18 protein-coding genes and 1 tRNA gene are annotated in these 26,145 nt (G+C 68.5%); 17 read left to right on the top strand and 2 right to left on the bottom strand.

What is annotated here, in order from left to right:
• Positions 1 to 24 precede the first annotated feature (24 nt).
• On the top strand, positions 25 to 1,086 hold the full coding sequence (locus tag OIE12_RS19210) for a UDP-N-acetylmuramate dehydrogenase (RefSeq protein WP_329136971.1): 1,062 nt from the start codon (positions 25 to 27) through the stop codon (positions 1,084 to 1,086).
• On the opposite strand, the gene OIE12_RS19215 is transcribed toward OIE12_RS19210, so the two are convergent.
• Both OIE12_RS19215 and OIE12_RS19220 read right to left on the bottom strand, forming a co-directional pair.
• Entirely contained in the window at positions 1,046 to 2,164 is a 1,119-nt protein-coding gene (locus OIE12_RS19215; RefSeq protein WP_329136973.1) for an adenosine deaminase, read from the bottom strand. The genes OIE12_RS19210 and OIE12_RS19215 overlap by 41 nt on opposite strands.
• Before the next feature lie 134 nt (positions 2,165 to 2,298).
• Complete coding sequence (locus OIE12_RS19220) at positions 2,299 to 3,525, bottom strand: pyridoxal phosphate-dependent aminotransferase (RefSeq protein WP_329136975.1); 1,227 nt, start codon at positions 3,523 to 3,525, stop codon at positions 2,299 to 2,301.
• Positions 3,526 to 3,811: 286 nt separating this feature from the next.
• Here OIE12_RS19220 and OIE12_RS19225 point away from each other — a divergent pair.
• The 16 genes from OIE12_RS19225 (at position 3,812) to OIE12_RS19300 (ending at position 26,113) form a co-directional block, all read left to right on the top strand.
• Positions 3,812 to 3,884: transfer RNA gene (locus OIE12_RS19225), tRNA-Trp, on the top strand.
• A gap of 110 nt (positions 3,885 to 3,994) precedes the next feature.
• The gene (gene secE, locus OIE12_RS19230; protein ID WP_329136977.1) at positions 3,995 to 4,282 is read left to right on the top strand and encodes a preprotein translocase subunit SecE; all 288 of its coding nucleotides are present in this window, start codon (positions 3,995 to 3,997) and stop codon (positions 4,280 to 4,282) included.
• A gap of 77 nt (positions 4,283 to 4,359) precedes the next feature.
• Positions 4,360 to 5,271, top strand: coding sequence for a transcription termination/antitermination protein NusG (nusG, locus tag OIE12_RS19235; RefSeq protein ID WP_329136979.1), 912 nt, complete (start codon positions 4,360 to 4,362; stop codon positions 5,269 to 5,271).
• Between the two features lie 167 nt (positions 5,272 to 5,438).
• A complete protein-coding gene (gene rplK, locus OIE12_RS19240; protein ID WP_030380877.1) occupies positions 5,439 to 5,873 on the top strand; it encodes a 50S ribosomal protein L11 in 435 nt (144 codons plus the stop codon).
• A 98-nt stretch (positions 5,874 to 5,971) separates the two neighbouring features.
• Positions 5,972 to 6,697, top strand: coding sequence for a 50S ribosomal protein L1 (rplA, locus tag OIE12_RS19245; protein WP_030380876.1), 726 nt, complete (start codon positions 5,972 to 5,974; stop codon positions 6,695 to 6,697).
• A 209-nt stretch (positions 6,698 to 6,906) separates the two neighbouring features.
• Positions 6,907 to 7,767, top strand: coding sequence for an LppX_LprAFG lipoprotein (locus OIE12_RS19250; protein WP_329136982.1), 861 nt, complete (start codon positions 6,907 to 6,909; stop codon positions 7,765 to 7,767).
• 308 nt (positions 7,768 to 8,075) lie between these two features.
• Entirely contained in the window at positions 8,076 to 8,606 is a 531-nt protein-coding gene (rplJ, locus tag OIE12_RS19255; protein WP_329136984.1) for a 50S ribosomal protein L10, read from the top strand.
• A gap of 118 nt (positions 8,607 to 8,724) precedes the next feature.
• The gene (gene rplL / locus OIE12_RS19260; RefSeq protein ID WP_329136986.1) at positions 8,725 to 9,108 is read left to right on the top strand and encodes a 50S ribosomal protein L7/L12; all 384 of its coding nucleotides are present in this window, start codon (positions 8,725 to 8,727) and stop codon (positions 9,106 to 9,108) included.
• A 684-nt stretch (positions 9,109 to 9,792) separates the two neighbouring features.
• Positions 9,793 to 13,278, top strand: coding sequence for a DNA-directed RNA polymerase subunit beta (gene rpoB / locus OIE12_RS19265; RefSeq protein WP_329136988.1), 3,486 nt, complete (start codon positions 9,793 to 9,795; stop codon positions 13,276 to 13,278).
• A gap of 103 nt (positions 13,279 to 13,381) precedes the next feature.
• Complete coding sequence (locus tag OIE12_RS19270; RefSeq protein ID WP_329136990.1) at positions 13,382 to 17,290, top strand: DNA-directed RNA polymerase subunit beta'; 3,909 nt, start codon at positions 13,382 to 13,384, stop codon at positions 17,288 to 17,290.
• A 258-nt stretch (positions 17,291 to 17,548) separates the two neighbouring features.
• The gene (locus OIE12_RS19275) at positions 17,549 to 18,025 is read left to right on the top strand and encodes a DUF1707 and DUF4190 domain-containing protein (RefSeq protein WP_329142063.1); all 477 of its coding nucleotides are present in this window, start codon (positions 17,549 to 17,551) and stop codon (positions 18,023 to 18,025) included.
• A 307-nt stretch (positions 18,026 to 18,332) separates the two neighbouring features.
• Positions 18,333 to 18,704, top strand: coding sequence for a 30S ribosomal protein S12 (gene rpsL / locus OIE12_RS19280; RefSeq protein WP_003948652.1), 372 nt, complete (start codon positions 18,333 to 18,335; stop codon positions 18,702 to 18,704).
• Positions 18,705 to 18,706: 2 nt separating this feature from the next.
• Positions 18,707 to 19,177 (top strand): 30S ribosomal protein S7, encoded by a 471-nt coding sequence (gene rpsG / locus OIE12_RS19285; RefSeq protein WP_003992340.1) that lies wholly within the window; start codon positions 18,707 to 18,709, stop codon positions 19,175 to 19,177.
• Positions 19,178 to 19,216: 39 nt separating this feature from the next.
• Entirely contained in the window at positions 19,217 to 21,343 is a 2,127-nt protein-coding gene (gene fusA / locus OIE12_RS19290; protein WP_329136992.1) for an elongation factor G, read from the top strand.
• A 145-nt stretch (positions 21,344 to 21,488) separates the two neighbouring features.
• Positions 21,489 to 22,682 carry an elongation factor Tu gene (tuf, locus tag OIE12_RS19295; RefSeq protein WP_030380868.1) on the top strand — a complete coding sequence of 398 codons (1,194 nt, stop codon included), beginning with the start codon at positions 21,489 to 21,491 and terminating at the stop codon, positions 22,680 to 22,682.
• Positions 22,683 to 22,912: 230 nt separating this feature from the next.
• Entirely contained in the window at positions 22,913 to 26,113 is a 3,201-nt protein-coding gene (locus tag OIE12_RS19300; RefSeq protein ID WP_329136994.1) for a glycosyl hydrolase 115 family protein, read from the top strand.
• Positions 26,114 to 26,145 lie beyond the last annotated feature (32 nt).

Below are 26,145 nucleotides of genomic sequence, written 5' to 3' on the forward strand. Positions count from 1 at the left end.
CACGGTGGACCGTACGCTTATGGCGTGCAGGTACTTCATGATGCTTCGCTCGCGCCCCTGACCACCTTCCGGCTCGGAGGGGCCGTGGATCGGTTGGTCACCGCGGACTCCGATGCCGAGGTGGTCGAGGCCGTGCGGGAGGCCGACGGTTCCGGGACGCCGTTGCTGCTGATCGGCGGGGGGTCGAACCTCGTGGTCGGGGACAAGGGGTTCGCCGGGACCGCGCTGCGCATCGCCACCCGCGGGATCGAGCTCGACGGGAACCGGCTGGAGGTCGCGGCCGGCGAGGTGTGGAGCGACGTCGTCACGCGCACCGTCGAGGCCGGGCTCGCCGGCATCGAGTGCCTCGCCGGAATCCCCGGCTCCGCCGGTGCGACCCCCGTGCAGAACGTCGGCGCGTACGGCCAGGAGGTCTCCGCCACCCTCACCGAGGTGATCGCCTACGACCGCCGCGCCGGCGAGACGGTGACCCTCTCCAACGAGGAGTGCGCCTTCTCCTACCGGCACAGCCGCTTCAAGGCCGACCCCGAGCGGTACGTCGTCCTGCGCGTCCGGTTCGCACTGGAGGACGCCGGCGGACTGTCGGCGCCCCTGAGGTACGCCGAGACCGCGCGGGCACTGGGCGTCGAGCCGGGGGAACGCGTGCCGCTCGCCGACGCGCGCGAAACCGTGCTCAAGCTGCGCGCCGGCAAGGGCATGGTGCTGGACCCCGAGGACCACGACACCTGGTCCGCCGGCTCCTTCTTCACCAACCCGATCCTCGACGACGGGGCCTTCGCGGCCTTCCGCACGCGTGTACGGGAGCGGCTCGGCGACGGCGTCGAGCCCCCCGCCTACCCGGCGGGAGACGGCCGCACCAAGACCTCGGCGGCCTGGCTGATCGACAGAGCCGGCTTCACCAAGGGCTACGGCAGCGGCCCCGCCCGCATCTCCACCAAGCACACCCTCGCCCTCACCAACCGGGGCGGGGCCACCACCGAGGACCTCCTCGCGCTGGCCCGCGAGGTCGTCACCGGCGTCCGCGAGGCGTTCGGCATCACCCTCGTCAACGAGCCGGTGATGATTGGCGTCGATCTCCGGGCATAGCGGAGGGAGCCGCGGCCGGCGGGGCCGCGAGCCAGGCGTCGATGTCCGCCAGGAGCCCGGCCCGTACGTCCTCCGGCGCCGCCGACCCCCGTACCGACTGGCGGGCCAGCTCCGCCAGCTCCGCGTCGGTGAAGCCGTGGTAGCGGCGGGCGATCTCGTACTGGGCCGCCAGCCGGGAGCCGAACAGCAGCGGGTCGTCGGCGCCCAGCGCCATCGGCACGCCCGCCTCGAACAGCGTGCGCAGCGGGACGTCCTCCGGTTTCTCGTAGACGCCGAGCGCCACGTTCGACGCCGGACACACCTCGCAGGTCACGCCCGCCTCGGCCAGCCGCGCCAGCAGCCGCGGGTCCTCCGCCGCCCGGACGCCGTGGCCGAGCCGGCCGGCGTGCAGGTCGTCGAGGCAGTCGCGGACCGAGGAGGGGCCGGTCAGCTCGCCGCCGTGCGGGGCGGACAGCAGACCGCCCTCGCGCGCGATGGCGAACGCGCGGTCGAAGTCGCGGGCCATGCCGCGCCGTTCGTCGTTCGACAGCCCGAAGCCGACGATGCCCCGGTCCGCGTACCGCACCGCCAGCCGGGCCAGGGTGCGGGCGTCCAGCGGGTGCTTCATGCGGTTCGCGGCCACCAGGACGCGCATGTCGAGGCCCGTGTCCCGGCGCGCCGAGTCGACCGCGTCCAGGATGATCTCCAGCGCCGGGATCAGCCCGCCCAGGCGCGGGGCGTACGACGTCGGGTCCACCTGGATCTCCAGCCACCGGGAGCCGTCCCGCAGATCCTCCTCGGCCGCCTCCCGCACCAGCCGCCGGATGTCGTCCGGCTCCCGCAGGCACGAGCGGGCGGCGTCGTACAGCCGCTGGAAGCGGAACCAGCCGCGTTCGTCCGTCGCCCGCAGTCTCGGCGGCTCGCCGCCGAGGAGCGCCTCGGTCAGCGCGTCGGGCAGGCGCACGCCGTACTTGTCGGCGAGTTCCAGCAGGGTGGCGGGCCGCATCGACCCGGTGAAGTGCAGATGCAGATGGGCCTTCGGCAGCTCGGAGACATCGCGGGCACCGCGTTGCTCGGAGAGTTCACGTACACGCTCCATTGCATGATCCTGCCGCACGCCCGGACCGTCCCGGTACCGCTTTCCCCGATAGTGGTCTTGCTCGCACAGACGAACGCGGGCCTCGAGGTACTCACACGAGTACCTCGAGGCCCGCGTTCGCAGGCGGACGAGCCTCAGTCCCGCGCCTCCGCCAGCAGCTTCTGGATGCGGCTCACGCCCTCGACGAGGTCCTCGTCGCCCAGCGCGTACGACAGCCGCAGATAGCCCGGCGTGCCGAAGGCCTCGCCCGGGACGACCGCGACCTCGGCCTCCTCCAGGATGAGCGCGGCCAGCTCCACCGTGGACTGCGGGCGCCTGCCGCGGATCTCCTTGCCGAACAGCTCCTTGACCGAGGGGTACGCGTAGAAGGCGCCCTCCGGCTCGGGGCAGAGCACGCCGTCGATCTCGTTGAGCATCCGCACGATGAGCTTGCGGCGCCGGTCGAAGGACTCGCGCATCTGTGCGACGGCGTCCAGGTTGCCGGAGACGGCGGCCAGCGCGGCGACCTGGGCCACGTTGTTCACGTTCGACGTGGCGTGCGACTGGAGGTTGGTGGCCGCCTTGACGACGTCCTTGGGGCCGATGATCCAGCCCACCCGCCAGCCGGTCATCGCGTACGTCTTGGCCACGCCGTTGACGACGACGCACTTGTCGCGCAGCTCGGGCAGGATCGCCGGGAGCGAGGTGAACGTGGCGTCGCCGTAGACGAGGTGCTCGTAGATCTCGTCGGTGAGCACCCACAGGCCGTGCTCGACTGCCCAGCGGCCGATCGCCTCCGCCTCGGCCTCGCCGTAGACCGCGCCCGTCGGGTTGGACGGGGAGACGAACAGCACGCACTTGGTCTTCTCGGTGCGCGCGGCCTCGAGCTGCTCGACGCTCACCCGGTAGCCGGTGGTCTCGTCCGCGACGACCTCCACCGGGACGCCGCCGGCCAGCCGGATCGACTCGGGGTACGTCGTCCAGTACGGGGCCGGGACGATGACCTCGTCGCCCGGGTCGAGGATCGCGGCGAAGGCGTTGTAGATGGCCTGCTTGCCGCCGTTGGTGACGAGGATCTGCGACGGGTCGACCTCGTAGTTCGAGTCGCGCAGCGTCTTCGCGGCGATCGCGGCCTTCAGCTCGGGCAGCCCGCCGGCCGGGGTGTACCGGTGGTACTTCGGGTTCTTGCACGCCTCGACGGCGGCCTCGACGATGTAGTCCGGCGTCGGGAAGTCGGGCTCACCGGCGCCGAAGCCGATCACCGGGCGCCCGGCGGCCTTGAGGGCCTTCGCCTTGGCGTCCACGGCGAGGGTGGCGGACTCGGAGATCGCGCCGATGCGGGCGGAGACCCGGCGCTCGGTGGGAGGGGTTGCAGCGCTCATGGCACCCATCGTTCCAGACCGGAAACCGCCCCGGCACGCGGGTTTCACGGACTGAACACGGAGTGGACAGGGGGCGGACAACCGTACGTATCCGCCGCGCGCGCCCCGGCGCGCCGACCGCGCCCCGCGGGAGCTCCGACAGGAGCCCGATCACCGTACGGGCGCTTTCCGTTCGACGCCCGGCCGCGGACCACGTACACTCCTACGTCGTTGGCCTCCTGCGGGCCGCGCCGAGCCGGTGCACGCCTGGCACTCGGACGGATGCGGTACGTTGGGGGACGGACAAAGGGTCGTAGCTCAATTGGTAGAGCACTGGTCTCCAAAACCAGCGGTTGGGGGTTCAAGTCCCTCCGGCCCTGCTACACACTCCTTCACCGAGGATGTGTGCTGCAGAGTACGTACTTCATGCACCCGCCGTGCGGCTCAACCGGGCGCGGCACGGCCACGACCCGGGATCAGGTGAGGATGAATGACGGACGCCGTGGGCTCCCTCGACACGCCTGACGCCCAGGACGAGGTGACGGAGAGCAAGAAGAAGGCGCGCAAGGGCGGCAAGCGGGGCAAGAAGGGCCCCCTCAAGCGCCTCGCCCTCTTCTACCGCCAGATCGTCGCGGAACTCCGCAAGGTCGTCTGGCCGTCGCGCAACCAGCTGACGTCGTACACCACCGTGGTGATCTTCTTCGTTGCCATCATGATCGGTCTGGTGACCGTGATTGACTATGGCTTCAACCACGCAGCGAAGTACGTCTTCGGCTGAGCCCGGAGCGAAGGGCGCCGTGTCCGGCGCCCCTTTCGCATGTTCCACCCCTCTGTATCCAGGAAGAAGCAGCCACAGTGTCTGACCCGAACCTGAACGACGCCATCGAGCCGGTCGAGTCCGCGGAGGACGAGCTCGACACCGTCGAGGGCGCGGACACCGGGGACGCCGAGGAGTCCACCGAGGCCCAGGCTGCCGAGGCCGCCGCACACGAGGCCGCCGCCGAGTACGCCGCCGGCGACGCGGACACCGCCGAGGACGACGACACCGCGGCGGCCGTTGACGACGAGACGCAGGCCGCCGACGAGACGGACACCGACGAGACGGACACCGACGACGAAGCCGCCGTCGAGGCCGAGCCGGAGCCCGTGCTCGACCCGGTCGCCGCGCTCCGCGAGGAACTGCGCACGCTGCCCGGCGACTGGTACGTGATCCACACCTACGCGGGCTACGAGAAGCGTGTGAAGGCCAACCTGGAGCAGCGCGCCGTCTCGCTGAACGTCGAGGAGTTCATCTACCAGGCCGAGGTGCCCGAGGAGGAGATCGTCCAGATCAAGAACGGCGAGCGCAAGACCGTCCGGCAGAACAAGCTGCCCGGTTACGTCCTCGTCCGGATGGATCTGACGAACGAGTCCTGGGGCGTCGTCCGCAACACCCCCGGCGTCACGGGCTTCGTCGGCAACGCCTACGACCCCTACCCGCTCTCCCTGGACGAGATCGTGAAGATGCTCGCCCCGGAGGCCGAGGAGAAGGCCGCCCGCGAGGCCGCCGAGGCCGAGGGCAAGCCGGCCCCGCAGCGCAAGGTCGAGGTCCAGGTGCTGGACTTCGAGGTCGGCGACTCGGTCACCGTCACCGACGGCCCCTTCGCCACCCTCCAGGCGACCATCAACGAGATCAACGCCGACTCGAAGAAGGTCAAGGGCCTCGTCGAGATCTTCGGCCGCGAGACCCCGGTCGAGCTGAGCTTCGACCAGATCCAGAAGAACTGACCTTCTGGTTCCCCCACGTCCGAGCAGGTCAGACGGTCGCCTCGGTGACCGTCTGACCTGCTCGGTTTTCAGCCGCACATGTATACCCGTTATCGTTGTGCGGTATGCCTGCGTCCGGGTGGTCCCCGGAGGCGGGCAGGACCCGAATCGAAAGGACCCGGAGAGCCATGCCTCCCAAGAAGAAGAAGGTCACGGGGCTCATCAAGCTCCAGATCCAGGCCGGTGCCGCCAACCCGGCTCCGCCGGTCGGCCCCGCGCTGGGTCAGCACGGCGTCAACATCATGGAGTTCTGCAAGGCCTACAACGCCGCGACCGAGTCGCAGCGCGGCTGGGTCATCCCGGTGGAGATCACGGTCTACGAGGACCGTTCCTTCACCTTCATCACCAAGACGCCGCCGGCCGCCAAGATGATCCTCAAGGCCGCGGGCGTGGAGAAGGGCTCCGGCGAGCCGCACAAGACCAAGGTCGCCAAGATCACCCAGGCGCAGGTCCGCGAGATCGCCCAGACCAAGCTGCCCGACCTCAACGCCAACGACCTGGACGCCGCCTCGAAGATCATCGCGGGCACCGCGCGTTCCATGGGCGTCACGGTCGAGGGCTGAACCACCCTCGGGCGACCCCAGCCCCGTAGTACCCGTAGCACCGTGGCAGGGCCTGCTCGGCCCGTACCACGACTCCTCAAACGAACACAGGAGCAGTTGTGAGCAAGCGCAGCAAGGCTCTCCGCGCTGCGGACGCCAAGATCGACCGGGAGAAGCTGTACGCCCCGCTCGAGGCCGTCCGTCTCGCCAAGGAGACCTCCACCTCGAAGTTCGACGGCACCGTCGAGGTCGCCTTCCGCCTGGGTGTCGACCCGCGCAAGGCGGACCAGATGGTCCGTGGCACCGTGAACCTCCCGCACGGCACCGGCAAGACCGCCCGGGTCCTGGTCTTCGCGACCGGTGACCGTGCCGAGGCCGCGCGTGCCGCGGGCGCCGACATCGTCGGCGCCGACGAGCTCATCGACGAGGTGTCCAAGGGCCGCCTGGACTTCGACGCCGTCGTCGCCACCCCGGACCTCATGGGCAAGGTCGGCCGCCTCGGCCGCGTGCTCGGTCCCCGTGGTCTGATGCCGAACCCGAAGACCGGCACCGTCACCCCGGACGTCGTGAAGGCCGTCAACGACATCAAGGGCGGCAAGATCGAGTTCCGCGTCGACAAGCACTCGAACCTGCACTTCATCATCGGCAAGGCGTCCTTCGACGACACCAAGCTGGTGGAGAACTACGGTGCGGCGCTGGAGGAGATCCTCCGGCTGAAGCCGTCCGCCGCCAAGGGCCGGTACATCAAGAAGGCCGCCCTCAGCACCACGATGGGCCCGGGCATCCAGCTCGACCCGAACCGCACCCGCAACCTCCTCGTCGAGGAGGACCCGGCCGCGGTCTGAGCCGACGGCTCGCCCCAGCGGTCACACCGACGGGCCTCGCACCTTTCTGGGTGCGGGGTCCGTTCGTTTTTTGTTCAACGAATCGGCGTAAATGCCGGGCGGTGACGGCCGGCCTCATGGAAAATCGTAAGATCATTCGAACTTCCTGTGGCGATCCCACGTCCTGCCTGTATGCGAGGCATCGGTCGCCTGTGTTCCATGGGGGAAACATGAACAAGAGATCCGTACGTCTGCCCGTCGGCGCGGGGCTGGCCGCGCTGCTGCTGGCCGGGGGAGCGGTGAGCTGCGGCAAGGGCGAGGAGGCGGCGGACAAGTCCCCCGCCATGACGCCGGCGGCGGCCGTGGCGAAGGTCGCGAAGAAGTCGGAACAGATCACCTCCCTGCACTACCGCATGAAGGGCAGCATCCCGGGGCAGGGCCGCATCGAGGCGGAGGCCGACATGCGGATGAAGCCCGAGACCGCGATGAGCATGAAGATGTTCCTGCCCGGCAAGACCGACCTGCCCATGGAGGTCCGGCTCATCGACAAGGCCATCTACGTCGACGGGGGCGAAGACGCCGCCAAGGAGATGGACGGCAAGAACTGGATCAAGTTCGACCTGTCCGGGACGGAGGCCGGGAAGCAACTGGACCAGATGGGCGGACTGGGCGCGGCCTCCCAGGCCGAGCAGAGCCCGACGGCCCAGTCGAACATCCTCGCCGGCGCCGACGACGTGAAGAAGGTCGACACCGCGACCGTCGACGGCGTCAGGACCACGCACTACCGGGGCACGATCTCCGTGGACGACATGGACAAGCCGGCCTTCACGAAGAACGGGGTGACCGAGGAGCAGCGCCGTAAGGCCGTCGAGCAGTACCGGACGATGGGCGTCGACAAGCTCACCATGGACATGTGGGTCGGCAACGACGACCGTATGAAGCAGTTCCGCATGCGGGCCGACGCCGACAAGGGGCCGATGGACATGACCTTCACGGTCCTCGACTACAACAAGCCCGTGAAGGTCACCGCGCCGCCGGCCGGGAAGACCGCCGACCTGGCCGAGATGCTCAAGGGGCTCCAGGACGCCTGAGCCGCCTGCTCCGAGTCGCGGAACGGGGCGGATTTGCCTGCCCCCGCCCCGTTCCCGTACGCTTCCACAGAAGCCAAAGACCGCTGGTCGTTGCCGTGCGCTCGCAAGAGGGTGCGGTGGCCGAAGGATCCGCTGAACAGCGGACGACCCGCGCAGGTGACAGTGGATGAGCTCCCTTCGGTCCGCGCCCCCGGCGTGTGACAAAAGGTCGAGCCACGCCCCGTGCGCCTGCGCCGGGGCGTTTCGTTTTCCCCAGTCCTCCTTCGGGTCCGCGCGGTCCGAATCACCCGGAAGGAGGCCGAGGCTCTATGGCGACGCCCGAAAAGGCTGCCGCGGTTGCCGAGCTGACGGACAAGTTCCGCAGCTCCAACGCCGCCGTGCTGACCGAGTACCGCGGTCTCACCGTGGCACAGCTCAAGACGCTGCGCCGTTCGCTCGGTGAGAACGCCCAGTACGCCGTGGTGAAGAACACGCTGACCAAGATTGCGGCCAACGAGGCCGGGATCACGCTCGACGACCAGCTCTTCGCTGGTCCGACGGCCGTCGCCTTCGTCACCGGTGACCCGGTGGAGTCGGCGAAGGGTCTGCGCGACTTCGCCAAGGACAACCCGAATCTTGTCATCAAGGGCGGTGTCCTTGACGGCAAGATGATGTCCGCCGACGAGATCAAGAAGCTCGCGGACCTCGAGTCCCGCGAGGTTCTGCTCTCCAAGCTGGCAGGTGCCTTCAAGGGCAAGCAGTCCCAGACTGCGCAGCTCTTCCAGGCGCTCCCCTCGAAGCTCGTCCGCACCGTGGACGCGCTCCGTGCCAAGCAGGACGAGCAGGGCGGTGCCGAGTAATTCGGCTCGCTTTCTGACCCGGGCTGCCTGAAGGCGGCACGGGTCGCAGCGGGCCCGACGTACGCCCGCCACACCCCGTACATCCGGCACCAGCCGAATTAGTGGAAGGACCGCCATCATGGCGAAGCTCAGCCAGGACGACCTGCTCGCCCAGTTCGAGGAGATGACCCTCATCGAGCTCTCCGAGTTCGTGAAGGCCTTCGAGGAGAAGTTCGACGTCACCGCCGCCGCCGCGGTCGCCGTCGCGGGCCCGGCCCAGGGTGGCCCGGCCGCCCCCGCCGAGGAGGAGAAGGACGAGTTCGACGTCGTCCTCACCGGCGCCGGCGACAAGAAGATCCAGGTCATCAAGGTCGTGCGCGAGCTGACCTCCCTCGGCCTGAAGGAGGCCAAGGACCTGGTCGACGGTGCGCCGAAGCCGGTTCTGGAGAAGGTCAACAAGGAGGCCGCGGACAAGGCGAAGGAGTCCCTCGAGGGCGCCGGCGCGTCGGTCGAGGTCAAGTAAGACCTCACCCCTCGTTCGCAGGGAAGCCCGCGTGGAGCGCAAGCTCCGCGCGGGCTTCCCGCGTTTCCGGCGCCCCCGGGAGGGCTCCGGTGCCGCTGCGAGCGTTCCCGGCGCGGGGCTGTAACGCCCGCGCCCCCACGAGCGATCATCCAATCGGGTGGTCGCTCACCGGCATTCCGAGGCGCCGGCGGCAGCCGCCTTGCACCCCCCGCCCCGGGGGGTAGGGTGATCTTCGTCGTGCCTCCGGGCGCCCTCCGGTGCCCGCTGCACATGACGACGGCAGCAACCGGTTTGGGCAAGGGGGGCCTTGACGAACCGCACGCAGCGCGCAATTCTCAGGACGCGTCGTCACAACGATCCGAATCCGAGGCATGGATCGGCGACGAAGAGGGCAGTATCGATGTGCATCGAGGGCGTGGCTTGCCGCAGGTGTTGAGGAACAACGAGGGCCTCCGAGTGCCCGTAGACCCGCACTGGACATCAGTGTGCCAAGTGGCTACACTGTCCCTTTGCGCTGCCTGTTAGCTGCTTCCTGCCCGTCACCAGGAGCATGCCCTCATTCGAGCCCGGCGACTGGATCGTCCCTGACCTGGCCTTTTGGCCGACCTCAGGAACCCCTGTCCCGGTGTCCGGTGAGGTACCGGGACGCGCGTAGTGAGTCCGAGCCCTCGGAAGGACCCCCTCTTGGCCGCCTCGCGCAACGCCTCGACCGCGAATACGAACAACGCTGCCAGCACCGCCCCGCTGCGCATCTCCTTTGCAAAGATCAAGGAGCCCCTCGAGGTTCCGAACCTTCTCGCGCTGCAAACCGAGAGCTTCGACTGGCTGCTCGGCAACGACGCCTGGAAGGCTCGCGTCGAGTCGGCTCTGGAGTCCGGTCAGGACGTCCCCACCAAGTCCGGTCTGGAGGAGATCTTCGAGGAGATCTCCCCGATCGAGGACTTCTCCGGGTCGATGTCGCTGACCTTCCGCGACCACCGCTTCGAGCCGCCGAAGAACAGCATCGACGAGTGCAAGGAGCGCGACTTCACGTACGCCGCCCCGCTCTTCGTCACCGCCGAGTTCACCAACAACGAGACCGGCGAGATCAAGTCCCAGACCGTCTTCATGGGCGACTTCCCGCTCATGACGAACAAGGGCACCTTCGTCATCAACGGCACCGAGCGTGTCGTGGTGTCGCAGCTGGTCCGTTCGCCGGGCGTCTACTTCGACTCCTCCATCGACAAGACCTCCGACAAGGACATCTTCTCCGCGAAGATCATCCCGTCCCGGGGTGCCTGGCTGGAGATGGAGATCGACAAGCGCGACATGGTCGGTGTGCGCATCGACCGCAAGCGCAAGCAGTCCGTGACCGTCCTCCTCAAGGCCCTCGGCTGGACCACCGAGCAGATCCTCGAGGAGTTCGGCGAGTACGAGTCCATGCGCGCCACCCTGGAGAAGGACCACACCCAGGGCCAGGACGACGCACTGCTCGACATCTACCGCAAGCTGCGCCCGGGCGAGCCCCCCACGCGTGAGGCCGCGCAGACGCTGCTCGAGAACCTCTACTTCAACCCCAAGCGCTACGACCTCGCCAAGGTCGGCCGCTACAAGGTCAACAAGAAGCTGGGCGCCGACGCGCCGCTGGACGCCGGCATCCTGACCGTCGAGGACATCATCTCGACGATCAAGTACCTGGTGCAGCTGCACGCCGGTGAGACCGAGACCGTCGGGGACAACGGCCAGCCGGTCGTCGTCGAGACCGACGACATCGACCACTTCGGCAACCGCCGTCTGCGCAGCGTCGGCGAGCTCATCCAGAACCAGGTCCGCACGGGTCTGGCGCGGATGGAGCGCGTCGTGCGCGAGCGCATGACGACCCAGGACGTCGAGGCGATCACGCCGCAGACCCTGATCAACATCCGGCCGGTCGTCGCCTCCATCAAGGAGTTCTTCGGCACCAGCCAGCTGTCGCAGTTCATGGACCAGAACAACCCGCTGTCGGGTCTCACCCACAAGCGCCGTCTGTCGGCCCTTGGCCCGGGTGGTCTCTCCCGTGAGCGGGCCGGCTTCGAGGTCCGTGACGTGCACCCCTCGCACTACGGTCGCATGTGCCCGATCGAGACGCCCGAAGGCCCGAACATCGGTCTGATCGGCTCGCTCGCCTCCTACGGCCGGGTCAACGCGTTCGGCTTCGTCGAGACGCCGTACCGCAAGGTCGTCGACGGCCAGGTCACCGACGAGGTGGACTACCTGACCGCCGACGAGGAGGACCGCTTCGTCATCGCGCAGGCCAACGCCACGCTCAACGACGACCTGCGGTTCGCCGAGGCCCGCGTCCTGGTCCGCCGCCGCGGCGGCGAGGTCGACTACGTCGGCCCCGAGGACGTGGACTACATGGACGTCTCGCCGCGCCAGATGGTGTCGGTCGCGACCGCCATGATCCCGTTCCTGGAGCACGACGACGCCAACCGTGCCCTCATGGGCGCGAACATGATGCGTCAGGCCGTGCCCCTCATCAAGAGCGAGGCCCCGCTCGTCGGCACCGGCATGGAGTACCGCTCCGCCGTCGACGCCGGTGACGTGGTCAAGGCCGAGAAGGACGGTGTGGTCCAGGAGGTCTCCGCGGACTACATCACCACCGCCAACGACGACGGCACGTACATCACGTACCGCCTGGCCAAGTTCTCCCGGTCCAACCAGGGCACCTCGGTCAACCAGAAGGTCATCGTCAACGAGGGCGACCGCGTCATCACGGGCCAGGTGCTCGCCGACGGCCCGGCCACCCAGAACGGCGAGATGGCGCTCGGCAAGAACCTGCTCGTCGCGTTCATGCCGTGGGAGGGTCACAACTACGAGGACGCGATCATCCTGTCGCAGCGCCTCGTCCAGGACGACGTCCTCTCCTCGATCCACATCGAGGAGCACGAGGTCGACGCCCGTGACACCAAGCTCGGCCCCGAGGAGATCACCCGGGACATCCCGAACGTCTCCGAGGAGGTCCTCGCCGACCTCGACGAGCGCGGCATCATCCGCATCGGTGCCGAGGTCATCGCCGGCGACATCCTGGTCGGCAAGGTCACGCCCAAGGGCGAGACCGAGCTGACCCCGGAGGAGCGCCTGCTGCGCGCGATCTTCGGCGAGAAGGCCCGTGAGGTCCGTGACACCTCGCTGAAGGTGCCGCACGGCGAGACCGGCAAGGTCATCGGCGTGCGCGTCTTCGACCGCGAGGAGGGCGACGAGCTGCCCCCGGGCGTGAACCAGCTGGTCCGCGTCTACGTGGCGCAGAAGCGCAAGATCACCGACGGTGACAAGCTCGCCGGCCGTCACGGCAACAAGGGCGTCATCTCCAAGATCCTGCCGATCGAGGACATGCCGTTCCTGGAGGACGGCACCCCGGTCGACATCATCCTCAACCCCCTCGGTGTCCCGTCCCGCATGAACCCGGGACAGGTCCTGGAGATCCACCTCGGCTGGCTCGCCAGCCGCGGCTGGGACGTCTCCGGCCTCGCGGAGGAGTGGGCGCAGCGGCTCCAGGTCATCGGCGCCGACAACGTCCAGCCCGGCACCAACGTCGCCACCCCGGTGTTCGACGGCGCCCGCGAGGACGAGCTGGCCGGTCTGCTCCAGCACACCATCCCCAACCGGGACGGCGAGCGCATGGTGCAGCCCACCGGCAAGGCGAGGCTGTTCGACGGCCGCTCCGGCGAGCCGTTCCCGGCACCGATCTCGGTCGGCTACATGTACATCCTCAAGCTGCACCACCTGGTCGACGACAAGCTGCACGCCCGTTCGACCGGTCCGTACTCGATGATCACCCAGCAGCCGCTGGGTGGTAAGGCCCAGTTCGGTGGCCAGCGCTTCGGCGAGATGGAGGTGTGGGCGCTGGAGGCGTACGGCGCCGCGTACGCCCTCCAGGAGCTGCTGACCATCAAGTCCGACGACGTCACCGGCCGCGTGAAGGTCTACGAGGCCATCGTCAAGGGCGAGAACATCCCCGAGCCCGGCATCCCCGAGTCCTTCAAGGTGCTCATCAAGGAGATGCAGTCCCTGTGCCTGAACGTGGAGGTGCTGTCCAGCGACGGTATGTCCATCGAGATGCGTGACACCGACGAGGACGTCTTCCGCGCGGCGGAGGAGCTCGGCATCGACCTGTCCCGGCGCGAGCCGAGCAGCGTCGAAGAGGTCTGACGGGAGTCCGGCAGGGGCCCTCGCCACCGTGCGAGGCCCCCGCCGGCCCCAGGACCCCCGTTTCAGACCACAGACTTACAACCCTGAGAGGGATTGACGCATAGTGCTCGACGTCAACTTCTTCGACGAGCTCCGGATCGGCCTGGCCACCGCTGACGACATCCGTCAGTGGAGCCACGGCGAGGTCAAGAAGCCCGAGACGATCAACTACCGCACCCTCAAGCCGGAAAAGGACGGGCTCTTCTGCGAGAAGATCTTCGGCCCCACCCGGGACTGGGAGTGCTACTGCGGCAAGTACAAGCGCGTCCGCTTCAAGGGCATCATCTGTGAGCGCTGTGGCGTCGAGGTGACCCGCGCCAAGGTGCGCCGTGAGCGGATGGGCCACATCGAGCTGGCCGCCCCCGTCACCCACATCTGGTACTTCAAGGGCGTTCCGTCGCGCCTCGGTTACCTGCTCGACCTCGCCCCGAAGGACCTGGAGAAGGTCATCTACTTCGCGGCGTACATGATCACGTACGTCGACGAGGAGCGCCGCACCCGCGACCTGCCCTCCCTGGAGGCGCACGTCTCCGTCGAGCGGCAGCAGGTCGAGAACCGCCGCGACGCCGACCTGGAGGCCCGCGCCAAGAAGCTCGAGACCGACCTGGCCGAGCTGGAGGCCGAGGGCGCCAAGGCCGATGTGCGCCGCAAGGTGCGCGAGGGCGCCGAGCGCGAGATGAAGCAGCTGCGCGACCGCGCGCAGCGCGAGATCGACCGCCTCGACGAGGTGTGGACCCGGTTCAAGAACCTCAAGGTCCAGGACCTCGAGGGCGACGAGCTGCTCTACCGCGAGCTGCGCGACCGCTTCGGCACCTACTTCGACGGCTCGATGGGTGCCGCGGCGCTGCAGAAGCGCCTGGAGTCCTTCGACCTCGACGAGGAGGCCGAGAAGCTCCGCGAGATCATCCGCACCGGCAAGGGCCAGAAGAAGACCCGCGCCCTGAAGCGGCTGAAGGTCGTCTCCGCGTTCCTGCAGACCTCCAACAGCCCCAAGGGCATGGTCCTGGACTGCGTCCCGGTCATCCCGCCGGACCTGCGTCCGATGGTGCAGCTGGACGGTGGCCGCTTCGCGACCTCCGACCTGAACGACCTGTACCGCCGTGTCATCAACCGCAACAACCGCCTGAAGCGGCTTCTCGACCTCGGCGCGCCCGAGATCATCGTGAACAACGAGAAGCGCATGCTCCAGGAGGCCGTCGACGCGCTCTTCGACAACGGCCGCCGCGGCCGCCCGGTCACGGGCCCCGGCAACCGTCCGCTGAAGTCGCTGTCCGACATGCTCAAGGGCAAGCAGGGCCGCTTCCGTCAGAACCTGCTCGGCAAGCGCGTGGACTACTCCGCGCGTTCCGTGATCGTCGTCGGTCCGCAGCTGAAGCTGCACCAGTGCGGTCTGCCGAAGGCGATGGCGCTGGAGCTGTTCAAGCCGTTCGTGATGAAGCGCCTGGTCGACCTGAACCACGCGCAGAACATCAAGTCGGCCAAGCGCATGGTCGAGCGCGGTCGCACCGTGGTGTACGACGTCCTCGAAGAGGTCATCGCCGAGCACCCGGTGCTGCTGAACCGTGCGCCCACCCTGCACCGCCTCGGCATCCAGGCCTTCGAGCCGCAGCTGGTCGAGGGCAAGGCCATCCAGATCCACCCGCTCGTCTGCACCGCGTTCAACGCGGACTTCGACGGTGACCAGATGGCCGTGCACCTGCCACTGTCCGCGGAGGCGCAGGCCGAGGCCCGCATCCTGATGCTGTCCTCGAACAACATCCTCAAGCCCGCCGACGGCCGTCCGGTGACGATGCCGACCCAGGACATGGTCCTCGGTCTGTTCTTCCTCACCACCGACGGCGAGATGCGGGACACCAAGGGCGAGGGCCGGGCGTTCGGCTCCACCGCCGAGGCGACCATGGCGTTCGACGCCGGCGAGCTCGCGCTCCAGTCGCCGGTCGACATCCGCTTCCCGGTGGGCACCATCCCGCCGCGCGGCTGGACCCCGCCGGTCTCCGAGGAGGACGACGCCGACGCCGCCGCCTGGCAGCAGGGCGACCCGTTCCGCCTCAAGACCACGCTGGGCCGTGCGCTCTTCAACGAGCTGCTGCCCGAGGACTACCCGTTCGTCGACTACTCGGTGGGCAAGAAGCAGCTCGGCGAGATCGTCAACGACCTGGCCGAGCGCTACCCGAAGGTCGTCGTGGCGGCGACGCTCGACAACCTGAAGGCGGCCGGCTTCTACTGGGGCACCCGTTCCGGTGTCACCGTGGCCATCTCCGACGTCGTCGTTCCCGAGGCGAAGAAGGAGATCGTCAAGGGCTACGAGGCGCAGGACGAGAAGGTCCAGAAGCAGTACGAGCGCGGTCTGATCACCAAGGAAGAGCGCACCCAGGAGCTCATCGCGATCTGGACCAAGGCGACCAACGAGGTCGCCGAGGCGATGAACGCGAACTTCCCGAAGACGAACCCCATCTTCATGATGGTCGACTCGGGTGCGCGCGGAAACATGATGCAGATGCGTCAGATCGCCGGTATGCGCGGTCTGGTGTCCAACGCCAAGAACGAGACGATCCCGCGTCCCATCAAGGCGTCCTTCCGTGAGGGCCTGTCCGTGCTGGAGTACTTCATCTCCACGCACGGTGCCCGTAAGGGTCTGGCGGACACCGCCCTGCGTACGGCCGACTCGGGTTACCTCACCCGTCGTCTGGTCGACGTCTCGCAGGACGTCATCATCCGCGAGGAGGACTGCGGCACCGACCGCGGTCTGCGGCTCAAGATCGCCGAGCGCGGTGCGGACGGCGTGCTGAGCAAGACCGAGGACGTCGAGACGTCCGTGTACGCGCGCTGCCTCGCCGAGGACATCGTCGTCGAGGGCAAGGTGCTGGCCCCGGCCGGCACCGACCTGGGCGACGTCCTCATCGAGGAGCTCGTCCGGCACGGCGTCGAGGAGGTCAAGACCCGCTCGGTCCTGACCTGCGAGTCCGCCGTCGGCACCTGCGCCATGTGCTACGGCCGTTCGCTGGCCACCGGCAAGCTGGTCGACATCGGTGAGGCGGTCGGCATCATCGCCGCCCAGTCCATCGGTGAGCCCGGCACCCAGCTGACGATGCGTACCTTCCACACCGGTGGTGTGGCCGGTGACGACATCACGCAGGGTCTGCCGCGTGTCGTCGAGCTCTTCGAGGCCCGTACTCCGAAGGGTGTCGCCCCGATCTCCGAGGCCTCCGGCCGGGTGCGGATCGAGGAGACCGAGAAGACGAAGAAGATCGTCGTCACCCCCGACGACGGCAGCGACGAGACGGCGTTCCCGATCTCCAAGCGTGCCCGTCTGCTGGTGGGCGAGGGCGACCACGTCGACGTGGGCCAGAAGCTCACGGTGGGTGCCACCAACCCGCACGACGTGCTGCGCATCCTCGGTCAGCGCGCGGTCCAGGTGCACCTGGTCGGCGAGGTCCAGAAGGTCTACAACTCGCAGGGCGTGTCGATCCACGACAAGCACATCGAGATCATCATCCGGCAGATGCTCCGCCGGGTGACGATCATCGAGTCCGGCGACGCGGAGCTGCTGCCGGGCGAGCTCGTCGAGCGCGGCAAGTTCGAGACCGAGAACCGTCGTGTGGTCCAGGAGGGCGGTCACCCGGCCTCCGGGCGTCCGCAGCTGATGGGTATCACCAAGGCCTCGCTGGCGACGGAGTCCTGGCTGTCGGCCGCCTCCTTCCAGGAGACGACCAGGGTCCTGACGGACGCGGCGATCAACGCCAAGTCCGACAGCCTCATCGGCCTCAAGGAGAACGTCATCATCGGTAAGCTCATCCCGGCCGGTACGGGCCTGTCCCGCTACCGCAACATCCGGGTCGAGCCGACCGAGGAGGCCAAGGCCGCGATGTACTCGGCCGTCGGCTACGACGACATCGACTACTCGCCGTTCGGCACGGGCTCCGGCCAGGCGGTGCCGCTGGAGGACTACGACTACGGTCCGTACAACCAGTAGGCGGTCGGCGGGCGCGGTCACGGCCGCGCCCGCGGCTCATGAGCACACGACGGGCGGTCACCCCCAGGGGTGGCCGCCCGTCGGCGTGTACGGCCTCCTCACGCTCTCGGAGGTGTCTTCCCGCGGGGAGGGAACCATCGCGCTTCGGGGCGCGTTTGGAGATGATGGAGGCCATACCGCCGCCGGGGGAGGTGTTCCGTGACATATCCGACACCGTGGCAGCCGTGGAGCGGGCAGGGCCCGCAGCACGGCTCGTCGATGCTCGCGTCCCACGCGGACCGCGAACGTGCCGTCGACGTCCTCAGAGCGGGGTTCAGCGAGGGCCGGCTGCAACAGGCCGAACTGGAGAAGCGCATCGCGCGGGCGTACGAGGCGCGGACGGTGGGGGAGCTGGGTCTGCTCGTCGCCGACCTGCCGCAGGGTCCGGTCCCGATGCAGTCGGCGGTGGCCGCGGCCCCCGTGCCGCGTACGTTCCTGCCGGCGCCGACGCTGCCGCCGCCCAACAACGGCAAGGCCGTGGGCGCCCTGGTGTGCGGCATCCTGACGACGATGACGGCGGGGCTGACCGGTATCCCCGCCGTGGTGCTGGGCCACACGGCCCGCAGCGAGATACGCCGGACGGGCGAGGGGGGCGACGGCTTCGCGCTGGCCGGCCTGATCCTGGGCTGGCTGTCGATCGCGGGCTGGACGCTGTTCCTGATCTTCGTGATCGCGGCGGCGTCGATGTCGACGTGAGCCGTGCGCTTCCCGTACGCACCCGCGTTGACCGGGCGAATCCGGGTACCCCGAGCAGGTGGCGGCCGGCCGTGGCGGAGTTGTTTTGACCGCAGGCAATGAGGTAGGTACGCTCAGACCTTGTGCCTGGGGTGTGCCCTGGCCCTCGTGCGTGCCTGCAACCGTACGGGGAGCCGTCACCGGCCACCGTAATCTGCGCCTTTTCTGCCTTGCGGCGGGGATCTGCAGTATTCGACACACCCGACCGCGTGGGTCGGAGATGTTCCAGGTTAGCTGTACCCATCGGCACACAGAAACCGGAGAAGTAGTGCCTACGATCCAGCAGCTGGTCCGCAAGGGCCGGCAGGACAAGGTCGAGAAGAACAAGACGCCCGCACTCGAGGGTTCGCCCCAGCGTCGCGGCGTCTGCACGCGTGTGTTCACGACCACCCCGAAGAAGCCGAACTCGGCCCTCCGCAAGGTCGCGCGTGTGCGTCTGACCAGCGGCATCGAGGTCACCGCTTACATTCCGGGTGAGGGACACAACCTGCAGGAGCACTCCATCGTGCTCGTGCGCGGCGGCCGTGTGAAGGACCTGCCGGGTGTTCGCTACAAGATCATCCGCGGTTCGCTGGACACCCAGGGTGTCAAGAACCGCAAGCAGGCCCGCAGCCGTTACGGCGCCAAGAAGGAGAAGTAAGAATGCCTCGTAAGGGCCCCGCCCCGAAGCGCCCGGTCATCATCGACCCGGTCTACGGTTCTCCTCTGGTCACGTCGCTGATCAACAAGGTGCTGCTGAACGGCAAGCGCTCCACCGCCGAGCGCATCGTCTACGGCGCCATGGAGGGTCTGCGTGAGAAGACGGGCAACGACCCGATCATCACGCTGAAGCGCGCGCTGGAGAACATCAAGCCGACCCTCGAGGTCAAGTCCCGCCGTGTCGGTGGCGCCACCTACCAGGTGCCGATCGAGGTCAAGCCCGGTCGCGCCAACACGCTCGCGCTCCGCTGGCTGGTCGGCTACTCCCGCGCCCGTCGCGAGAAGACCATGACCGAGCGCCTGCTCAACGAGCTCCTCGACGCCTCCAACGGCCTCGGTGCCGCGGTGAAGAAGCGCGAGGACACCCACAAGATGGCCGAGTCCAACAAGGCCTTCGCGCACTACCGCTGGTAGTCGCTCCCCACATCGAGACCGAGAGAAGACTGAAGCCTTATGGCTACCACTTCACTTGACCTGGCCAAGGTCCGCAACATCGGGATCATGGCCCACATCGACGCGGGCAAGACGACCACCACCGAGCGGATCCTCTTCTACACCGGCGTTTCGTACAAGATCGGTGAGGTCCACGACGGCGCCGCCACCATGGACTGGATGGAGCAGGAGCAGGAGCGTGGCATCACGATCACGTCCGCTGCCACCACCTGTCACTGGCCGCTCGAGGACAACGACTACACCATCAACATCATCGACACCCCGGGGCACGTCGACTTCACCGTCGAGGTGGAGCGCTCCCTGCGTGTGCTCGACGGTGCCGTGACGGTGTTCGACGGTGTCGCGGGTGTCGAGCCGCAGTCCGAGACGGTGTGGCGTCAGGCCGACCGCTACGGCGTGCCGCGCATCTGCTTCGTGAACAAGCTGGACCGTACGGGTGCCGAGTTCCACCGCTGCGTGGACATGATCTCGGACCGCCTGGGTGCCCAGCCGCTGGTCATGCAGCTCCCGATCGGTGCCGAGGCCGACTTCAAGGGCGTCGTGGACCTGGTCCGCATGAAGGCGCTCGTGTGGTCCGCCGAGGCGGCCAAGGGCGAGATGTACGACGTCGTCGACATTCCGGCCACGCACACCGAGGCCGCCGAGGAGTGGCGCGGCAAGCTGGTCGAGGCCGTCGCCGAGAACGACGAAGAGATGATGGAGCTGTTCCTGGAGGGCCAGGAGCCCACCGAGGAGCAGCTGTACGCGGCGATCCGCCGCATCACCATCGCCTCCGGCAAGTCCAGCGACACCACGGTCACCCCGGTGTTCTGCGGCACCGCGTTCAAGAACAAGGGCGTCCAGCCCCTGCTCGACGCGGTCGTGCGCTACCTGCCGACCCCGCTCGACGTCGAGGCCATCGAGGGCCACGACGTCAAGGACCCCGAGGTCGTCGTCACGCGCAAGCCGTCCGAGGACGAGCCGCTGTCCGCCCTCGCGTTCAAGATCATGAGCGACCCGCACCTGGGCAAGCTCACCTTCGTCCGCGTGTACTCCGGCCGTCTGGAGTCCGGCACCGCCGTGCTGAACTCCGTCAAGGGCCGCAAGGAGCGCATCGGCAAGATCTACCGCATGCACGCCAACAAGCGTGAGGAGATCGAGTCGGTGGGCGCCGGCGACATCGTGGCCGTCATGGGCCTGAAGCAGACCACCACCGGTGAGACGCTGGCCGACGACAAGAACCCGGTGATCCTGGAGTCCATGGACTTCCCGGCGCCGGTCATCGAGGTCGCGATCGAGCCCAAGTCCAAGGGCGACCAGGAGAAGCTGGGTGTCGCCATCCAGCGGCTCGCGGAGGAGGACCCCTCCTTCCAGGTGCACACCAACGAGGAGACCGGCCAGACCGTCATCGGCGGCATGGGCGAGCTCCACCTCGAGGTGCTGGTCGACCGGATGCGGCGCGAGTTCAAGGTCGAGGCCAACGTCGGCAAGCCGCAGGTCGCCTACCGTGAGACGATCCGCAAGGCCGTCGAGCGCGTGGACTACACCCACAAGAAGCAGACCGGTGGTACCGGTCAGTTCGCCAAGGTGCAGATCGCGATCGAGCCCATCGAGGGCGGCGACGCCAGCTACGAGTTCGTGAACAAGGTGACCGGTGGCCGCATCCCGAAGGAGTACATCCCTTCGGTCGACGCCGGTGCGCAGGAGGCCATGCAGTTCGGCATCCTCGCCGGCTACGAGATGACGGGCGTCCGCGTCACGCTCATCGACGGTGGTTACCACGAGGTGGACTCCTCGGAGCTCGCCTTCAAGATCGCCGGTTCGCAGGCCTTCAAGGAGGCCGCGCGCAAGGCCAGCCCCGTGCTGCTCGAGCCGATGATGGCCGTCGAGGTCACCACGCCCGAGGACTACATGGGTGACGTGATCGGCGACATCAACTCCCGCCGTGGCCAGATCCAGGCCATGGAGGAGCGTGCCGGCGCCCGCGTCGTCAAGGGCCTGGTTCCGCTGTCGGAGATGTTCGGCTACGTCGGCGACCTCCGCAGCAAGACGTCGGGTCGCGCCAGCTACTCGATGCAGTTCGACTCCTACGCCGAGGTTCCCCGGAACGTCGCCGAGGAGATCATCGCGAAGGCCAAGGGCGAGTAACGCACCCCGTTCACACGCTTTAGGCTTGACACCGACCGCCGGGAATTCGACCGGTGAGGGAGATTCCCGGCGGGCGGCACCCCAGCAAAGATCATCCTGGCGCCGATGAGTAAGGCGTACAGAACCACTCCACAGGAGGACCCCAGTGGCGAAGGCGAAGTTCGAGCGGACTAAGCCGCACGTCAACATCGGCACCATCGGTCACATCGACCACGGTAAGACGACCCTCACGGCCGCCATTACCAAGGTGCTGCACGACGCGTACCCGGACCTGAACGAGGCCTCGGCCTTCGACCAGATCGACAAGGCTCCTGAGGAGCGCCAGCGCGGTATCACCATCTCCATCGCGCACGTCGAGTACCAGACCGAGTCGCGTCACTACGCCCACGTCGACTGCCCCGGTCACGCGGACTACATCAAGAACATGATCACCGGTGCGGCGCAGATGGACGGCGCCATCCTGGTGGTCGCCGCCACCGACGGCCCGATGCCGCAGACCAAGGAGCACGTGCTCCTGGCCCGCCAGGTCGGCGTTCCGTACATCGTCGTCGCCCTGAACAAGGCCGACATGGTGGACGACGAGGAGATCATGGAGCTCGTCGAGCTCGAGGTCCGTGAGCTCCTCTCCGAGTACGAGTTCCCGGGCGACGACCTGCCGGTCGTGCGCGTCTCGGCGCTCAAGGCGCTCGAGGGCGACAAGGAGTGGGGCGAGTCGGTCCTCAACCTGATGAAGGCCGTCGACGAGTCGATCCCGGAGCCGGAGCGCGACGTCGACAAGCCGTTCCTGATGCCGATCGAGGACGTCTTCACCATCACCGGTCGCGGTACGGTCGTCACCGGCCGCATCGAGCGTGGTGTCCTCAAGGTCAACGAGACCGTCGACATCATCGGCATCAAGCAGGACAAGACCTCCACCACGGTCACCGGCATCGAGATGTTCCGGAAGCTGCTGGACGAGGGTCAGGCCGGTGAGAACGTCGGTCTGCTGCTCCGCGGCATCAAGCGCGAGGACGTCGAGCGCGGCCAGGTCATCATCAAGCCGGGCTCGGTCACCCCGCACACCGAGTTCGAGGCGCAGGCCTACATCCTGTCCAAGGACGAGGGTGGCCGCCACACGCCGTTCTTCAACAACTACCGCCCGCAGTTCTACTTCCGTACGACGGACGTGACCGGTGTGGTGTCCCTCCCCGAGGGCACCGAGATGGTCATGCCGGGTGACAACACCGAGATGAAGGTGGAGCTCATCCAGCCCGTCGCCATGGAGGAGGGCCTCAAGTTCGCCATCCGTGAGGGTGGCCGGACCGTCGGCGCCGGCCAGGTCACCAAGATCGTCAAGTAACTCTTGACGGCTTCGGCCTGGTAGCTCCGCTGCGAGCACCATGGAGGGCCCGTACGACTTCGGTCGTACGGGCCCTTCGCGTTGTCCGCGCCTGTACTGCCACCGTCCGCATCCCTGGGGATTCGAAAGACTTTCGTAGCTGACGGCCTATTGTTTCGGGGAATTCTCCGAACCATGATGTGGCGCGGCCGTGATCGCGTGCTCGCGGCCCGTGACGGACGGAGGAGCGCATGGACAGGCATGTCGGCGAGCGGCCGAGCCGGAGAGCCGTGATCGGAGCGGGGGCGGGCAGCGCGCTGGGGCTCGGCCTGCTCGGGAGCGTCCCGGGCCTGTCCGGCTCGGCGCACGCCCAGGCCGCCGCGGAGGCGGCCGGCGGGCTGACGGAGACGGACCCCGGCGCCTACGTCTCCTTCACGCCCCGGCACGGCGCACTCGCCCTCGTGCGCGCCGGGCACGCGCTCCCGATCGCCGTCGACGGCGACGACCACGCCGGTGTCGTGCGCGTCGCCGGGGACCTGCGGGACGACGTCGAGCGGGTCACCGGCGTCCGTCCCGCCCTGGTGAAGACGCGGAAGGACGGGTTGCCCGCCGCCCGCGAGGTCGTCGTCCTCGGCACCCTCGGCCGCAGCGCGCTCGTCGACCGCCTGGTCGCGAGTGGCAGGCTGGACGTCAGCGGCGTCGAGGGCAGGTGGGAGACCTCGCTGCAGACGATCGTCGAGCACCCGTTCCCCGGCGTGGACCGCGCCTTCGTCGTCGTGGGCAGCGACCAGCGCGGCACCGTCTTCGGCGCCTACGACGTCAGCCTCGGCATCGGCGTCTCGCCCTGGTACTGGTGGGACGACGTCGCACCGGTCCGCCGCACCGCCCTCTACGTCCTGCCCGGCCGGCACACCCAGGGCACCCCCGCCGTGAAGTACCGCGGCGTCTTCCTCAACGACGAGAACCCCGCCCTGGGCACCTGGGCCCCCGCCTACTTCGGCCCCGGCAAGGCCGAGGGGCACGAGGGCGGCTTCAACGCCGACTTCTACGCCAAGGTCTTCGAACTGCTGCTCCGCCTCAAGGCGAACTACCTGTGGCCCGCCGTGTGGGGCCGCGCCTTCGCCGAGGACGACCCGGAGAACCACGCCCGCGCCACGCGGTACGGCATCGTCATGGGCACCTCCCACGAGGCGCCCATGATGCGCGGCATCGAGGAGTGGAACCGGCACGCCGTGGCCGCCGTCCGCGACAAGGACGGCACGATCACCACCCCCGGCCACGACCCGTACGGCGGCACCGGCGAGTGGTCCTTCCGCAACAACGCCGACGCCCTGAAGTGGTACTGGGCCGACGGCATCAGGCGAATGGTCGAACAGGACTTCGAGGGCGTGGTCACCCTCGGCATGCGCGGCAACGGCGACACCAGCCTCCCCGACGGCGACGGCATCGAGCTGATGCGGGAGATCATCGCCACCCAGCGGCAGATCCTCGCCGACGTCACCGGCAAGGACGTCACGACCATCCCCCAGGTGTGGACGCTCTACAAGGAGGTCCAGCGCTACTGGGACCGCGGGCTGCGCGCCCCCGACGACGTCACCGTCGTCCTCACCGACGACAACTGGGGCAACATCCGCAAGCACCCCGACCCCGCCGAACCCGCCCGCCCCGGCGGCTACGGGCTGTACTACCACTTCGACTACGTGGGGGCCGGCCGCAACTACAAGTGGGTCGACACCACCTCCCTGCCGAACATGTGGGACCAGCTCCGCCAGGCCGTCGCCTACGGCAACCACGGACTGTGGGTCACCAATGTGGGTGATCTCAAGGGCAACGAGGTGCCCACCCAGTTCTTCCTCGACTACGCCTGGAACCCCGCCCGCTGGGACCTCGACGCCCTCCCCGAGTGGGAGCGCCGCTACGCCCGGCAGAACTTCGGCGAGGCCCAGTCCACCGCGATCGCCTCGGTCCTCGCCGAGTACGCGCAACTCCAGTCGGTCCGCAAGCCCGAGCTGCTCAACCGGAAGATCACCCTCGACCCGGACAAGGACCCCGCCAAGGACGAGTCCGCGATCGTCTACGACGACGAGGCGACCCCGTTCTCCCTCACCGACCACCGCGAACTCGAACGCGTCACCGAACAGTGGCGCCGGCTCGCCGAGCGGGCCGAGAAGATCGCCCGGCGGCTGCCCGAGGAGGACCAGGACGCCTGGTTCGAGCTGGTCGGCTACGAGGTCGCCGCCACCGCCAACCTCTACGCGCTGCGCGAGGCCGAGTTCACCAACCTGCTCTACGCCGCGCAGGGCCGGGCCGCCGCCAACGACCGCGCGACGAGCGCCGAGGCCCGCCTCAAGGACGACTTCGCCCTCCAGGACCGCTTCAACGACGAGGTCGCGGACGGCAAGTGGAAGGGGTTCCAGACCCAGCCGCACATCGACTACGGCGACGTCGAACGGTACGGGCCCAACGCGCCCTGGCAGCAGCCGGAGCGGAACAACGTGGCCCTCCCCGACGTGCTCTTCCCCGCCGTCAAGCGCGTCGAACTGCCGGAGACGGCCGAGCTCGGCGTGGCGGTCGACGGCTCCGCCGACTGGTGGCCGCACTCCGAACAGCGGGCCGTACTGCCCGAGTTCAGCCCCTACCAGACCCGGCCCGACCAGTACCTCGAGGTCTTCAACCGGGGCAGCCGCCCCTTCGACTACCGGATCACCAGCTCCGCCCGCTGGCTGCGCGTCGACCGCCCGCACGGCCGGGTCGACCAGCAGGTGCGCGTCACCGTGACGGTCGACTGGGCGAAGGCGCCGGAGGGCCGCGGCGAGGCGGAGCTGGTGGTGCACGGCCCCGGCGGCCGGACCGTCACCGTCACCGCCGTGACCCGCCGGCCCGACCGGCGCACCGCGCGCCGGCTGCGCGGCTTCGTCGAGGCCGGCGGGTACCTCGCGATCGACGCCGCGCACCACACGCGGGCGGTCGGCGCGCACGGGGTGAGCTGGCAGCGCGTCGACGGCATCGGCCGCACCGGCGCGGGCATGACACCGGTGCCGGTCACCGCCGCCGCGCAGGTACCCGGCGGCCACTCGCCCCGCCTGGAGTACGAGGTGAGCGTGCTGACCCCGGGCGAGGTCACCGTCTGGGCGTACCTGTCGCCGCGCAATCCGGCGCTCGCCCACGCGGGGCTGCGGTACGCGGTCTCCTTCGACGACGACACCCCGCACACCGTCGACGTCATCGGCTCCACCGGCGCGGACGACGGAACCATGAACAGGCAGTGGGCCCGCCACACCTCGGACAACGTCAACCGCACGGCCACCCGGCACACGATCGGGTCGGCGGGCGTCCACCGCCTGACGTTCTGGATGGTCGACCCGACGGTCGTGCTGCAACGGCTCGTGGTGGACACGGGCGGGCTGACCCCGACGTATCTGGGACCGCCGGAGAGCAGGCGGCTGCGCTGAGGCGCGCGGCACACCGACCCACCCCCCCCGTT

Source organism: Streptomyces sp. NBC_00670 (assembly GCF_036226765.1).
Classification (GTDB): domain Bacteria; phylum Actinomycetota; class Actinomycetes; order Streptomycetales; family Streptomycetaceae; genus Streptomyces.